Origin of the sequence: Oxobacter pfennigii (assembly GCF_001317355.1) — a bacterium.
Taxonomy (GTDB): Bacteria; Bacillota; Clostridia; order Clostridiales; family Oxobacteraceae; genus Oxobacter; species Oxobacter pfennigii.
In genome coordinates this window covers 271,536-284,384 of record NZ_LKET01000068.1, presented here as the reverse complement: position 1 = coordinate 284,384, position 12,849 = coordinate 271,536, and the positions used below count along the sequence as shown (strand labels likewise).

The 12,849-nt window shown below is 36.6% G+C and carries 14 protein-coding genes and 1 pseudogene; 11 read left to right on the top strand and 4 right to left on the bottom strand.

The features are described 5' to 3' along the window. The first annotated feature begins 24 nt into the window (after positions 1-24). Positions 25-255, top strand: a complete 231-nt coding sequence (locus OXPF_RS20765; RefSeq protein WP_054877118.1) for a hypothetical protein — start codon at positions 25-27, stop codon at positions 253-255. Positions 256-321: 66 nt separating this feature from the next. On the opposite strand, the gene OXPF_RS20760 is transcribed toward OXPF_RS20765, so the two are convergent. Next, the gene (locus tag OXPF_RS20760) at positions 322-1,137 is read right to left on the bottom strand and encodes an alpha/beta fold hydrolase (RefSeq protein WP_054877117.1); all 816 of its coding nucleotides are present in this window, start codon (positions 1,135-1,137) and stop codon (positions 322-324) included. A gap of 256 nt (positions 1,138-1,393) precedes the next feature. Here OXPF_RS20760 and OXPF_RS20755 point away from each other — a divergent pair, with 256 nt between their 5' ends. Beyond that, positions 1,394-2,929, top strand: a complete 1,536-nt coding sequence (locus OXPF_RS20755) for a methyl-accepting chemotaxis protein (RefSeq protein ID WP_054877116.1) — start codon at positions 1,394-1,396, stop codon at positions 2,927-2,929. 40 nt (positions 2,930-2,969) lie between these two features. Here OXPF_RS20755 and OXPF_RS20750 read toward each other — a convergent pair whose 3' ends face one another. Both OXPF_RS20750 and OXPF_RS20745 read right to left on the bottom strand, forming a co-directional pair. Continuing rightward, a complete protein-coding gene (locus tag OXPF_RS20750; RefSeq protein WP_054877115.1) occupies positions 2,970-3,668 on the bottom strand; it encodes a PHP domain-containing protein in 699 nt (232 codons plus the stop codon). Further along, on the bottom strand, positions 3,665-4,243 hold the full coding sequence (locus OXPF_RS20745) for a hypothetical protein (RefSeq protein WP_341443089.1): 579 nt from the start codon (positions 4,241-4,243) through the stop codon (positions 3,665-3,667). Before OXPF_RS20745 ends, OXPF_RS20750 begins: the two co-directional genes overlap by 4 nt. Before the next feature lie 134 nt (positions 4,244-4,377). Between OXPF_RS20745 and OXPF_RS20740 the strand changes: the two genes are divergently transcribed. The 7 genes from OXPF_RS20740 (at position 4,378) to OXPF_RS20710 (ending at position 9,858) form a co-directional block, all read left to right on the top strand. Beyond that, on the top strand, positions 4,378-4,845 hold the full coding sequence (locus OXPF_RS20740) for a GNAT family N-acetyltransferase (RefSeq protein ID WP_054877273.1): 468 nt from the start codon (positions 4,378-4,380) through the stop codon (positions 4,843-4,845). Between the two features lie 16 nt (positions 4,846-4,861). Further along, the gene (locus OXPF_RS20735) at positions 4,862-5,575 is read left to right on the top strand and encodes a GNAT family N-acetyltransferase (RefSeq protein ID WP_054877114.1); all 714 of its coding nucleotides are present in this window, start codon (positions 4,862-4,864) and stop codon (positions 5,573-5,575) included. Positions 5,576-6,098: 523 nt separating this feature from the next. Beyond that, complete coding sequence (locus OXPF_RS20730; RefSeq protein WP_054877113.1) at positions 6,099-6,635, top strand: GNAT family N-acetyltransferase; 537 nt, start codon at positions 6,099-6,101, stop codon at positions 6,633-6,635. A gap of 269 nt (positions 6,636-6,904) precedes the next feature. Beyond that, on the top strand, positions 6,905-8,509 hold the full coding sequence (locus tag OXPF_RS20725) for a hypothetical protein (protein WP_054877112.1): 1,605 nt from the start codon (positions 6,905-6,907) through the stop codon (positions 8,507-8,509). A 74-nt stretch (positions 8,510-8,583) separates the two neighbouring features. Further along, positions 8,584-8,901 carry a hypothetical protein gene (locus OXPF_RS20720; RefSeq protein WP_054877111.1) on the top strand — a complete coding sequence of 106 codons (318 nt, stop codon included), beginning with the start codon at positions 8,584-8,586 and terminating at the stop codon, positions 8,899-8,901. Between the two features lie 19 nt (positions 8,902-8,920). Next, positions 8,921-9,430, top strand: a complete 510-nt coding sequence (locus OXPF_RS20715) for an HD domain-containing protein (protein WP_242854472.1) — start codon at positions 8,921-8,923, stop codon at positions 9,428-9,430. Next, a complete protein-coding gene (locus OXPF_RS20710; protein WP_054877110.1) occupies positions 9,427-9,858 on the top strand; it encodes a GNAT family N-acetyltransferase in 432 nt (143 codons plus the stop codon). The genes OXPF_RS20715 and OXPF_RS20710 overlap by 4 nt, the downstream gene beginning before the upstream one ends. A gap of 45 nt (positions 9,859-9,903) precedes the next feature. On the opposite strand, the gene OXPF_RS22000 is transcribed toward OXPF_RS20710, so the two are convergent. After that, complete coding sequence (locus tag OXPF_RS22000) at positions 9,904-10,053, bottom strand: aspartyl-phosphate phosphatase Spo0E family protein (RefSeq protein ID WP_160317286.1); 150 nt, start codon at positions 10,051-10,053, stop codon at positions 9,904-9,906. 314 nt (positions 10,054-10,367) lie between these two features. Here OXPF_RS22000 and OXPF_RS20705 point away from each other — a divergent pair, with 314 nt between their 5' ends. Further along, the gene (locus OXPF_RS20705) at positions 10,368-10,658 is read left to right on the top strand and encodes a FeoA family protein (protein ID WP_054877109.1); all 291 of its coding nucleotides are present in this window, start codon (positions 10,368-10,370) and stop codon (positions 10,656-10,658) included. Between the two features lie 11 nt (positions 10,659-10,669). Next, a pseudogene (gene feoB / locus OXPF_RS23450) lies at positions 10,670-12,831 on the top strand (ferrous iron transport protein B). Positions 12,832-12,849: the final 18 nt, after the last annotated feature.

Sequence of the window (12,849 nt, the reverse complement as noted above, 5' to 3'; positions counted from 1 at the left end):
TTATTACAGGAAGGGGAGTAATATATGAGTCCTAAAAATGATAAGGAGCCCAAAATGTCTTTGCTGGAATTTTTAATGAGCGAAGAGATAAGAGGCAAGGTTATACTTGCGTTTGTGGGTATTGGCGTTGCAACTGTAGGAGGCTTTCTATCCAATACAAACCGCACTTTATCTATGATTATAATGTTTATAGGCTGCGCCTTGACAGTGGCAGCAGTGGAGCAGATAACCAAGGAAATGCCGAAAATCTGGTAAATATTTTAGTTTATACATATAAAAAATATAAAAAGATAGGAATAAACTCCTATCTTTTTTGATGATTTACTCTTCAATAAATTGCATAAGCTCTTTATTAAACTTGTCATGTTCATCGTAAAATAGTCCATGTCCGCTTTCCTGAAAAGCCACAAGCCTTGAATTCTTAATCCCTTTATTTTGTGCTTCGGCAAGAGGAAAGAGGCATACTTTATCATGAATTCCGTGAAGAATGAGAGTGGGAACGCTGATTTTCCCCATATCAGAAAACAGTTCTTCTTCACCAAGCCAGGTTTTGGCAATAGAGGCGGTTGCCCATCCTGCAGCTTCAAGTCCTAATTGGAAGAACCAATCAGACAAGGCTTCAGTTGTGAGCTTGTAAAAGAACATGTTACTAAATTCTCTAAGCATTTTCGGACGGTCTCTGTAGGTTTCTTCAATGATGCTGTTCACAGCATCATTTGGAAGTCCGTAGGGAAAGTTTTGCCGGATAATCAGGCTGGGTACCGCCGCGGCACATAAGACCAGCTTGGATATACCGTATTCATTGTGCCTAGACATATATCTTACTGCAATAGAACCTCCTGTTGAATGCCCCAATAAAGTTGCTTCATTTAGCTTAAGGGCTTCAATGACGCTTCTTAAATCATCGGATAGCCTGTCGTAACCGTAGCCTGAATACGGTTTATCCGAATCTCCAAAACCTCTTGTATCTATTCCTATGCATCTGTATCCCAATTGGGGAAGTGCGTTAAACTGATATTCAAACAATTTGTGGCTTCCCGGCCAGCCATGAAGAAAAAGGATAGCTTTTTTGCCCTTTGGATTCAAGTCTTCTACGTAAATTTTTACGTCTGGTTCTACTCTTACATAAAAGCCCATATAATTTCCTCGTTTATATAAATTAAATTACTATCATTTTATGCTAGGTTCACATTATTGTTCATAATATTTATTTTAAAAGATATATTACGTGTAATCAGCAAACATTGATTTTGCTGTTGAATAAAGTAAAAAATTATGATAAAGTAATATAATAATTGTTAAATTTTACAAAGTCAAGGCAATGGCGTCTGGAAAGCTTTTATTTACCATGGCGCTTTTTTATTTACCGCAAAATGACGAGGGGGTATTACTTATGTTAAAATTCAAAGCTATTATAACTTACTGCGTAATAGGCATATTATCTTTAGGCTTGGCGGCATTGCCGATTGATATTTTATGGGTCAAGCTTATTATTTTTCCCATAGTTATGACGGCAGCAGTTTTTATTATTTTAAGCAGGCAGAATAAAGAGTCCTTAGAGCTTAACAGCACCGTTTTAACATTAAAAAAGGATCTGAAAAGATTCAATTCAGAGGCACAGGTTGCATCAAGCCAGGTATCTTCCGTATCTGAACAGCTTCACGTGACCATGGAGGAAAATAATACCTTTGCGTTTAGGCTGTATGCCGAGACTGAAGGAATGGTTGGGCAGAATGCTGAGGTTAATTCAAGCATAAGCAGCACCATAAGTGCCGTAAAAAACATAATTGAACTTTTAGATGAAGCAAACAGCAATTCATACAGAATGAAGGAAAAAAGCCAGGCTTCAGATAATGTCATAAATAGCAGTCTGGAAGAAATAATGGAGATAGTAAATACAATGGGCGGTATCAGAAGTTCTTCCGATAAAACCATCGAATATATGGAAAGGCTTGAAACCTCCTCAAAGGAAATAGTAAAAATACTGGAGACAGTAAATAATATTTCCACCCAGACTCATCTTTTATCCTTGAATGCTTCCATAGAATCGGCCAGGGCAGGGGAGGCAGGGAAAGGCTTTTCCGTAGTGGCAGAAGAAATAAGAAAGCTGGCATTAACTACCTCCGATGCGGTAGGGGAAATTAAAACACTTATAAATTACATTCAGGAAGAGGTAAACGGCGTTTTTGAAGTAGTTAAAGAAAATTCAAAAAAGGTGGAAAAGGGTGTGGAGCTGACGGGCAATATTGAAAAGAACTTAAGTAAAATCGACCATGCTTTTAGAGAGGTTACCGAATTGGTGGAAAAGACTATAGATTTGTCCGGAGAAGAAGAGAAGCTTACCAGGGAAATCGAAAACAATATTGAATCGGTGGAAGGAAATGTAAGGCGAACAACTCAATCGGTCAATAATGTTATGGAATCAGTTCAAAAGCACAAAAACAGCATTGAAGGAATTTCGGAATTAAGTCAGAGGCTTTATGAGTCGGCAGGAAGTTTGTCAAATTTGTTTGTAAAGGGTGATTTGAGCAGCGATGACGATAATTCAAATATAAATTTGGACAACCACATAAATTTCTGCAAGCAGATTTTCAAGGAGCTTTACAGTACATCGGGCTATGATTCACTTGACAAAAATGTACATGAAAGGATATTGACCAATACCAAAAACAAGAACAGCTTTATTGAAGCCATATGGTCCAATGACAGCAAGGGTATGTTTATTTTCTCGCTGCCTCAGTCAGGCTTGGCAAATGCCAAGGTGAGGGAATGGTTCCAAAAAAGCATTGCAGGGGAGGATTATATATCTCCTGTTTACATATCGGCAATTACCAAAAGTCCCTGCATCACTATATCATCTCCCATTAAAAACAGTTTGGGCGAAATAATAGGTGTAGTGGGCATAGATATAGAACTAAAAAATAATTAGAAAACGCCGGAGGCAGCTAATGTAAGCTGCCTCCGGCGTTTTATGGGCCGATATGAAGGTATGGTTTAGCAACTTTTAAAAACCTTTTAAGCTCTGCTTCATTGAGATGAGGGTTGCCGATGGAACAATGGGTTTTATATCCCGAACCCTTTGAGTGAAAATCGGATCCGCCGGTATAAAACTTGAATTTGGAAAGTGCAATATCTATAAAATACAATGTATCATAATCGCTGTTGTTACAGTATTTAGCTTCGATGCCTTCAAAGGGCTGGCTAAGTATATAAGGGAGATATTTCATACTTATACGAACAGGGTGAGCCAGTACAGGGACAGCATTGAATATCCTCAATAGCTCAATACCCTCGGTTACGGACAGATGATCACCTGAACCGTCGGTTTGCATAAAGCCTGATAATATTCCTCTTGCTTCCTTAAGCTTATGAGCCTTTACAAATTTAAGTATTCTCTGAAAGGTATCATTATAAAAGCTTAAATCTCTGAAATATCCAAGCACATGTATGCTCTGCTCCCTGTATTTTGCCGATATTTCCACAGCCGGAATTACATTGACACCATACTGGCTCCCTGCTTCAAAAGCTTCTTCTATTCCATTGATTGTATTATGGTCTGCTATTGCTATAGTATCGATATCAAGGATTTTTGCTTCCGCCACTATTTGCCGGGGGCCGAGGCTGCCGTCAGATGCCGTTGAATGTATATGAAGGTCACCTCTTGTCATTGCATTCCCCCCGAAGTTATTGATTTTATATTTTTACGGCAGGGATATTCCATCCATTTCTTATAAAGCTCCGGCCTCATAAGCCTGGCATAGTTTAAAAATTCATCCTTGAGGTTAAGCTCTTTTAGGCCTTTAAGTATTAAAGAGGGTTTTTCCGTCTTTTTCTTCAAAGCCTTGGCGGTATCAATAAGCTTAAGACATATTTCAGGCGTTACAAAAATATGAAATATCGCTGAATCCAGCCTTCTGTAGCCCACTTTTGCCATAGCCTCGTAAAGTTCTATAATTCCGCTCATTATTTCAGGCGTAAGGGCATGCTTTTGAAGGTATTTGTTAAGCTCAATGCCATTTATGCATTCCCTTATGATGTAATCCTCACCGGCACTTATAAGCCTTGGAAAATGAATATCACTTTGTGCCATTATAAGAGCCTTCAGTTCATCCTCGCATTCATCTTTTCTTTTGAAAACTTTAATGCATTTGTAAGAATCAATTCTGTATACCTTTCCCTGGGTTCCCTTTCCTAAAATTTTAAGCTCTCTTAAGTTCAAGCCTTCGTATTCTATAATTGACACCACCTGGATTTTTAAGCTCTTAATGCCAATATATGAAGAAACTCAAATTTTGTACTATGTTAACCGAATATTTACTTATATTGAACATATATAGGAGGGAGTGATATCATTAAGTTGAAAGATTGGTGGTAAATATGAGCTTAGATGACTTAAAAATAATAATAAGCCTGGAACAGCCCGATACTTTTGATGCCGTTAATCTCACGGGTGAATTATCGGAAGTACTCAAATCAATAACGGGAGACAGCGGGAGGAATTCTTTCAACCCCGATGATGTAAAGCTTAAAAGATCTGTATTTGTTGTTGCAAGGGATTCTCTTGGTAATGCCATAGGATGCGGCGCTTTGCGTCCTATAGATGAAAATATTGCTGAAGTCAAAAGGATGTATGTGAGAAAAAAACACATGGGCTGCGGTTCTAAAATCCTGAGCTATCTTGAAGATAAAGCAAGGGAATTTAATTATTCTGCTCTTTGGCTTGAAACTCGGCTTATTAATAATAATGCAGTTTCATTCTATGAGAGAAATGGATATAAGCGTATAAAAAATTACGGTAAATATATAGATTATCCCCAATCCGTCTGTTTTGAAAAAAAATTATAATAAATCAGGTGGTAAAATGAATGATAAAAATTATATATTGGAGTATCTTAAAAGGGATAGAATCAGCAATGTAAATATTATTAATTTTATTGAAAGCTATCCAATTCATCATATAGAAAAGGTAGGACAATCCATATTTGTGAAAGGCGTGAGCGACAGAAAGTGGGTTTATATAAGCTGCAGCTCCATAGAAGAACTTAAAATAATTAAAGATAAGTTAACCGAGGAAGATAAAAACTTTGCCATTATTGAGGACTGGATGATTCCAATACTGGTGCAGGGTAAAAATATAAAGCGGAAACTATCCGTATTAAGATTGGTTTTTGATGATGATAAAAAACTGTCCGGTTTAAAGCATAATACCTCTGAATTGAAGGCAGAAGATGCATTATTCTTATATGACAATTCCGATTATAAAGAGTATCTTTCCGTTGAATATATAACTGAGCGTATAAAAAACGGTATAAGCTCCTGTATTCGAATTCAGCAAAAGGCAGTTGCCTGGGGAATGACACAGGATGACGGAGCAATAGGTTTTCTTCATGTGCTGCCAAAATACAGAAGGATGGGGTACGGAAAGGATATAACCATAAACTTAATAAATAAATTAAGAAGGATTGGAAAAATTCCCTTTGTGCATATTGAAGAAGAAAATGATAAATCCATGAATCTGGCACTGAGCCTTGGATTTAGAAAAGACAGGATTGTAAGCTGGATGGAGATTGAATAATAATAAGGAACATAACGATCTTAACTCGCACCATTATAGATACCTTAATGCCCAGTTATGACCTTGCAGCCAAGTCTAAACAGTTCACTACCTATAATGATGGTTCGTTCAACCATGGAGGATACTTACACAGCCATATACAACCTGACGGCTCTATATGACCATTACATCACCCTGCATGATCTTAGCTCGACCTTGTTAGATAAGTTGGAGCCCTATTATAATCGAGATTAGTCGACCATAATAAAACCTTTCCTAACCATACAAAATCTTCCCGCCGACCGTATATCGGCCTTTCGACTAATATACAATCTTTGGCCGGCCTATATACACCCCATCTAAGAGCACATATAAGCCTTGGCTCAACCGTTATATCCCTTACGATATTATATTGCCCGCATTCGAAGAATTAATGTAATATATTAATATGTAAATTTAATAAATGTTGGATTTAAATGGTAATGTGTTCAGCCTTAGTATGATTATGATTTTCAAACTTACAATGTTAAAAAGAGGGTAAACTATGGAATCATATAAATTAAAGAGCGGGCAGACTCTTATTATAAGGGAAGCAGTTAAAAGTGATGCAGCAGAATATATAGAATATCTTGATAAAATAGGGTCTCAATCAGATTTTCTTACCTTTGGCAAAGGAGAATTAAGTATTACTGCCAGTCAAGAAGAGTCTAACATAGAGGATATTAATAATTCCAATAATAAAATACTTATTTTAGCATTAATAGATGAGAAAATAGTGGGCGGACTGAATTTCGCTGGAGGTGAAAGACGAAGAACAAAGCATACAGGCGAAATGGGCATAACGGTTCTAAAAGAATACTGGGCATTAGGAATAGGCTCTAAATTATTAGAGTATTTTATTAATTGGTCAAAAAATTCAGAAGTCATCCGGAAAATAAATTTAAGGGTACGAAGCGATAACTATCGCGCAATAAATTTATATGAAAAATTTAATTTTGTGAAACAGGGTGTTAGCACAAGAGATTTTTATATAGACAAACAATTCTATAACGCTATATCTATGGGGCTGGAAATTGATTAAATTATAGATGCGCTGCATAATACCAAATAAATTTTACTCTTATCTCCATAAGAATACATTTGATTCTTGCGGAGATTTTTGTTGTGCAATAAAGAGGTTTCCAGTACTCGAAATCCAACGGTAGCTAGCGGGTGGGGCCATATTATAAAACGTATAAACTCTATATGTCAATAATTTATTTGGATAATACTTAACAGTACCATAATTAAAGCTTAACACGAGGGAATTATCATATAAAATAAACAGAACATAAAAGTGAAGGAGAAAATATGTTATCTTTTAAGCAAAAGACAGCCTTTTTTATAAGTCCTCTTATAATTTTTCTATTCACCTTTATTATCCCTATTGGCAGTTCCCTTGCAGCTCAAAATGAAAAAGTAAACATTACTGTAGATTATTTTTATATGAAACCCTGTGAAGCTTGCAAGGACGAAGAGGATTTTATAAAGCATTTCAATGAAATCTTAAGTGAAGAACTTGAATTTGTTGATGTGGATTTAAGGCTTCATAATACTTTTCAAATGGAGAACAGCAAGCTTTTAAATGAATATTATACTGCGTATAATGTCACGGATGAGGCAAAAGAATCTGCAAACATACTTTTTATAGGAGACGCATTCATACCTGACGACAAAGACTTTAACAGAAGGTTAAAGGAAGAGTTTAATAAAGCCGTTGATATAAACAGGAAGGGAAAAGGTAAAAGTGTAACGGTAAACACAGGAGCAGGCAATCAGATGAATAGGGATTTTTTTATAAATATTGATGATAAATTCAACAATTCCACGGATTCACAGATCATATATTTTTATGTGTCGCCTTGCAGCTCCTGCGAAGAAGTAAACGCATATATGCAAAACCTAAATGAAGAATATGAAACGAATGTTAATGGGACAAAAATCACATCCAAAGTATTAATAACAAAACTTAATGTAGGCCAAATGGTAAACTTACAGCTTGCTCAGAAATATTTTGAGGAATATAAGGTGCCGGAAAATGCCCAAAAGGTGCCCATAGTATTTATCGGGGATGCTTTCCTCTCGGGTGAAAACAATATTAAATCACAGCTTGAAAATAAAATCATAGACGGATATGGCTTGAAAACAAAGTTGCTGAATGATATGGGGGAAGAAAAGCTTTTAGAAACCTTTTCAGGATATGAGGCTTCAGGGGTATTGCTGACAGGCCTTATAAACGGCTTCAATCCCTGCGCATTGTCTATGATGCTGTTTTTTATTTCCATGATTGCAATAAGGGGATTAAATGTATTAAAGCTTGGACTGGCTTATATAACAGGAAAATTTATTGCATATTTTCTAATAGGCACTTTGTTTTTTAATATTTTTATTAAAAGTAGCAGTATTTGGTTTGATTCTATACAGAGCATTATAAAAATAATACTTATAATTGTGGCTCTCATTTTTACCATACTTAATTTAAGAGATTATTTTGCTGCTAAAGATGAGAACTATGAAAAAATAAAGCTCCAGCTTCCTGTTTTTTTAAGGCGCTTAAATCATAGCTGGATCAAGAAAATAACCTCAATTGAAAATTCCGGAATCCTCATTTTTGTATGCTTTGGATTGGGATTGCTCATATCCGTAGGCGAGTTTTTATGCGTAGGGCAAGTTTACCTTGCAACTATAATATATATTATGAGGACAAGCTTAAGCTTCAACCTTAAGGCAGTAATGTATTTCATCATATACGGAATTGCTCTTATAATACCCTTGCTGATTTTGACCTTTACAGTTCACAAAGGAAGGGAAGTATTTGACCTGTCCGATATCTTAAGGCAGAAAATGCACATCATAAAACTTGTAAATGCCCTGTTTTTTCTCGCCTTCAGTATTGTCGTGCTGTTGATATTTTAAGTTAGGATATATCTCTCTCATGCCCCAGGCTGGAGATGTAAAGGCATGTCACCTTATACAAGGAGGAAAATCACATGAACAGAAATGATAATGTTATTATCCGGGCTGTCGACATGGAAGATAACATCATTTTTGACAAAAAGCCCACCGCTTTACCGTTAAAGGAAGAGCTCATAATAAGCGACAGCATCAAATTTTTTAACGACCCGGAGCCCTGCATGATTCACAGGTCGGCTGTCATGAAGAGGATTTATCTTAACATAATCGACTCATTATGGAAATTAGTAAAAGATGATATGGAGCTTTCCTGGAGTATAATACCTGATTCCGTTAAAAATTATCTGGATATTAAGGATGAAATAAAATATATTAGAATAATAAAGGATAAATAGCTTTTAACGGAGGAAAATTATGGAAGGGATTATGATTAGCCTCATCTTAAACAAAATGATTCTTTATTTTGACGGTGATATTAAGCGTATAAATCATGCTCTTAAAGTTTTAAGCTTTGCAAAGTGCATAGGTGAAACTGAAAAAGTTTCATCACATAAACTCAAATCTCTTGAAATTGCAGCAGTACTTCACGATATAGGCATAAAATTAAGTGAAATCAAGTATGGTTCTTCCGCCGGAAAATATCAGGAAATAGAAGGTCCGCCTGTAGCCCTGGATATACTTTCGGAGTTTGACCTGGATAAAAGCATTTTAGACAGAATAATGTTTTTGATTGGAAATCATCATACTTACAATAAAATAGATGATATTGACTTTCAAATATTGGTGGAAGCTGATTTTTTAGTAAATATATTCGAAGACGGTATGGGAATTAATGAGATAGAATCAGTTAAGAGTAAATATTTTAAAACAAGCACGGGCTTAGCCATTTTAGAGAACATGTACCTGCATGGGAGGGCAAAATGAATATAAGGTTAATGACAATTGATGACTATGATAAGGTGTTTGAAATGTGGACAACAACCCCGGGTATGGGCGTCAGAAGCATGGATGATTCGAGAGAGGGAATAAACAAATTCCTTTTAAGAAATCCTTCAACCAATTTTGTGGCAACAGTCCATGAGAAAATAGTCGGTACCATAATGTGCGGTCATGATGGGCGAAGGGGTTACATATATCATACCTGTGTAAGTGATAAGCACCGCAAGCTAAAAATAGGAAGCTCAATGGTGGATGCAGTATTAGAAGCATTATCTAAGGAAGGAATAAACAAATGCGCACTGGTTGTTTTTAGCAGTAATGATACGGGAAATTCCTTCTGGCAGTCCCTTGGCTGGGAAAAGAGAGAGGATTTAAATTATTATAACAAAAGCATAAACAATGATAATATGTAAAGATGATAATAAACCCATGGAAATATAACAGCTTAATACAGGCTGTTATTTATTTTGGGTTTCGGAATAATATTGCGCTATAAGCTTGTCTAATTTTTCGCTTAAATTAATTAACCTTGACATGTCGTTGCTGTTTTCATTTACGATGCTGTTTAGTTCTTCTTGAAGCACCTTAATTTCATCGATTAATTTCATAATATACCATCTTTTCTTTTTAATGTTTTTATAACAACATCCTATATTATACATTGCCTTTTTTGCTTTATCAATATTGTAATAAAAAATTTTAATAAATAAATATTATTTTAATACATACTGGAAAATTCAATTAAATACCCTTATACCCATTAACTATTAGCCTGGTGTAACACTTTTTTGTCTCATGCATAGGATGTAATAGGTTATTAGCCTGGTCTAATTGTTCTGAGATATGCCTACATATTGATTAATTTGTAAAAGGAATTGGAATTAACATTAATTAGCCAAGGCTAATTGAGGAGGGAATAAGAATGAATAATACGGTATCATTGACATTTCAAAATACCTGTGAGGTTCTTCAAGGAAGCTTAAAATTATCCGATGTTCCCCTAGGTAAGGCATGCAAGGTCAGAACTATAAATGCACAAGGACTCCTAAGGAACAGGATGCTCGATATAGGCATAATTCCAGACACTGAGATAAAAGCAATGCGAAGGAACAGAACGGGAGATACGACAGCTTTTTTGATAAGAGGCGCGCTCATGGCATTAAGAAGAGAGGAATCTTCTCTTATAGATATTGAACTAATACAGGAAAATTAAGGAGGTTATGTATGGGCTTAACACGGCAGTCAGGTACTAAGGAAGGGATGGCAGATGTCTTCAATGTGGAAAAGCTTAATGGGAATGAAGCTGTAATAGCGCTGGCGGGAAATCCTAATACAGGGAAAAGCACTGTATTTAATGCTTTAACCGGTCTTCATCAGCACACGGGAAACTGGCCGGGTAAAACGGTGACCAACGCCCGGGGAAATTACAGGCACAGAGATTGCGACTTTATATTGATAGATTTACCGGGAACTTATTCACTTCTTGCAAGTTCCATTGAAGAGCAGGTGGCCCGGGATTTTATCTGCTTTGGAAATCCTGATGCAACCATAGTAGTTACAGATGCTACCAATCTTGAAAGAAACCTGAATTTGGTATTGCAGGTAATGGAGCTGACGGACAACGTGATTATGTGCGTAAACTTAATGGACGAAGCAAAAAGGAAAAACATAGAGGTAGATGCAAGCGGATTATCCATTGAGCTTGGGATTCCCGTTGTGACTGCCGCCGCAAGAGAAGGCACTGGGTTATGTGAGCTTATGGATTGTGTGTATGATGTAGCTGCGGGGAAATTAAAGCCGCATCCTAAAAGAATGAAATATGAAGAGGATATAGAAGGGGCATTGAAAAACATTATGCCAAGGCTGAGTGAGTACATTGAAGATGAGATAAAGGCAAGATGGATCGCATTGAGGCTTTTAGACGGAGATAAAACCATAATAGATTCCATAAAAGAATATATGTTAGGGACAGGTGAAATACTCTTATGAACCGCATTAGCTCAAATGAATTTTTAAAATTAATATCCATATCCGAGGATGTAAAATTAAAATACTCAAATCAATTCAGGGATAAGCTGGTTAAAAGCATTTATACTAGGGCAGAGGACATTGCACAAAAAACCGTCAAAAATAAGAACTCAGAAAAAAGTAGCATAGACAATAAAATAGATGATATCATAACCTCCAGAACATTTGGAATACCTTTGATGCTTTTTTTGCTGGCAGGTGTTTTCTGGATAACGGTGGAAGGTGCTAACATACCTTCACAAATGCTGGCAGATTTATTATTTAAAGCTGAAGAAAAAATAACTTTAATGTTTCAGTATCTAAATGCCCCCAACTGGCTTCACGGAATTCTGGTTTTGGGTTTATTCAGAACTGCTGCATGGGTATTATCTGTAATGCTTCCCCCCATGGCAATTTTCTTTCCAATATTTACATTGCTGGAGGATTTGGGGTATCTTCCCAGAGTGGCCTTTAATCTTGACCACATGTTTAAAAAAGCCTGTGCTCATGGGAAACAGGCACTGACCATGTGCATGGGATTTGGCTGCAATGCGGCAGGGGTTATTGCCTGCAGGATTATTGACTCTCCAAGGGAAAGGCTTATTGCCATACTGACGAACAATTTCGTGCCCTGTAACGGGAGATTTCCCACCCTTATTACAATTGCCGGCATATTTGCAGGGGGTATCATAGGATATAAGTATGGTTCTGTAATTGCATCCTTAAGCGTTGCTTTGCTTGTTGTGGCGGGAATAGCCATTTCACTTTTAGTATCGTATGTTTTATCAAAAACCCTTTTAAAGGGTGTGCCATCCTTTTTCATACTTGAGCTTCCCCCATACAGAAAGCCCCAGTTGGGGAGGATAATATATACCTCCATAATTGACAGGACAATATTCGTACTGGGAAGAGCCATGGTAGTAGCGGCGCCGGCAGGGGCGATAACCTGGATTTTAGGAAACTTATATATAGGTGATATGAGCATAATTGCTCACGTTGCTAATTTTTTAAATCCCTTTGCTCAAATAATTGGAATTGACGGATTTATCCTCATGGCTTTTATATTGGGACTCCCTGCAAATGAAATAGTTTTGCCCATTCTAATAATGAGCTATCTGTCCCAGGGGGCCATGATTGAAATGGAAAGCCTGGATGAATTCAGAAGACTTCTTATAAATCATGGATGGACCTGGGTGACCGCATTAAATACAATGATTTTTTCGCTGCTTCACTTTCCCTGCGGAACCACATTATGGACTATAAGAAAGGAAACGGGGAGCATTAAATGGACTGTACTCGGAGCAATTATTCCTACGGCAATAGGCATTATAATATGCTTTACAATAGCCCAGATTGCAAGAATATTAAACTTAGTGTAGTGGCCTCTATAAGGCCAT

What these genes read in the sequence shown, in the direction of transcription:
- OXPF_RS20740 (WP_054877273.1), top strand. Translation starts at nt 4,378, where the DNA reads ATGAGCTTAGATGACTTAAAAATAATAATAAGCCTGGAACAGCCCGAT.
- OXPF_RS20715 (WP_242854472.1), top strand. Translation starts at nt 8,921, where the DNA reads ATGGAAGGGATTATGATTAGCCTCATCTTAAACAAAATGATTCTTTAT.
- OXPF_RS20735 (WP_054877114.1), top strand. Translation starts at nt 4,862, where the DNA reads ATGAATGATAAAAATTATATATTGGAGTATCTTAAAAGGGATAGAATC.
- OXPF_RS20760 (WP_054877117.1), bottom strand. Translation starts at nt 1,137, where the DNA reads ATGGGCTTTTATGTAAGAGTAGAACCAGACGTAAAAATTTACGTAGAA.
- OXPF_RS20705 (WP_054877109.1), top strand. Translation starts at nt 10,368, where the DNA reads ATGAATAATACGGTATCATTGACATTTCAAAATACCTGTGAGGTTCTT.
- OXPF_RS20720 (WP_054877111.1), top strand. Translation starts at nt 8,584, where the DNA reads ATGAACAGAAATGATAATGTTATTATCCGGGCTGTCGACATGGAAGAT.
- OXPF_RS20730 (WP_054877113.1), top strand. Translation starts at nt 6,099, where the DNA reads ATGGAATCATATAAATTAAAGAGCGGGCAGACTCTTATTATAAGGGAA.
- OXPF_RS20750 (WP_054877115.1), bottom strand. Translation starts at nt 3,668, where the DNA reads ATGACAAGAGGTGACCTTCATATACATTCAACGGCATCTGACGGCAGC.
- OXPF_RS20710 (WP_054877110.1), top strand. Translation starts at nt 9,427, where the DNA reads ATGAATATAAGGTTAATGACAATTGATGACTATGATAAGGTGTTTGAA.
- OXPF_RS20725 (WP_054877112.1), top strand. Translation starts at nt 6,905, where the DNA reads ATGTTATCTTTTAAGCAAAAGACAGCCTTTTTTATAAGTCCTCTTATA.
- OXPF_RS20765 (WP_054877118.1), top strand. Translation starts at nt 25, where the DNA reads ATGAGTCCTAAAAATGATAAGGAGCCCAAAATGTCTTTGCTGGAATTT.
- OXPF_RS20755 (WP_054877116.1), top strand. Translation starts at nt 1,394, where the DNA reads ATGTTAAAATTCAAAGCTATTATAACTTACTGCGTAATAGGCATATTA.
- OXPF_RS22000 (WP_160317286.1), bottom strand. Translation starts at nt 10,053, where the DNA reads ATGAAATTAATCGATGAAATTAAGGTGCTTCAAGAAGAACTAAACAGC.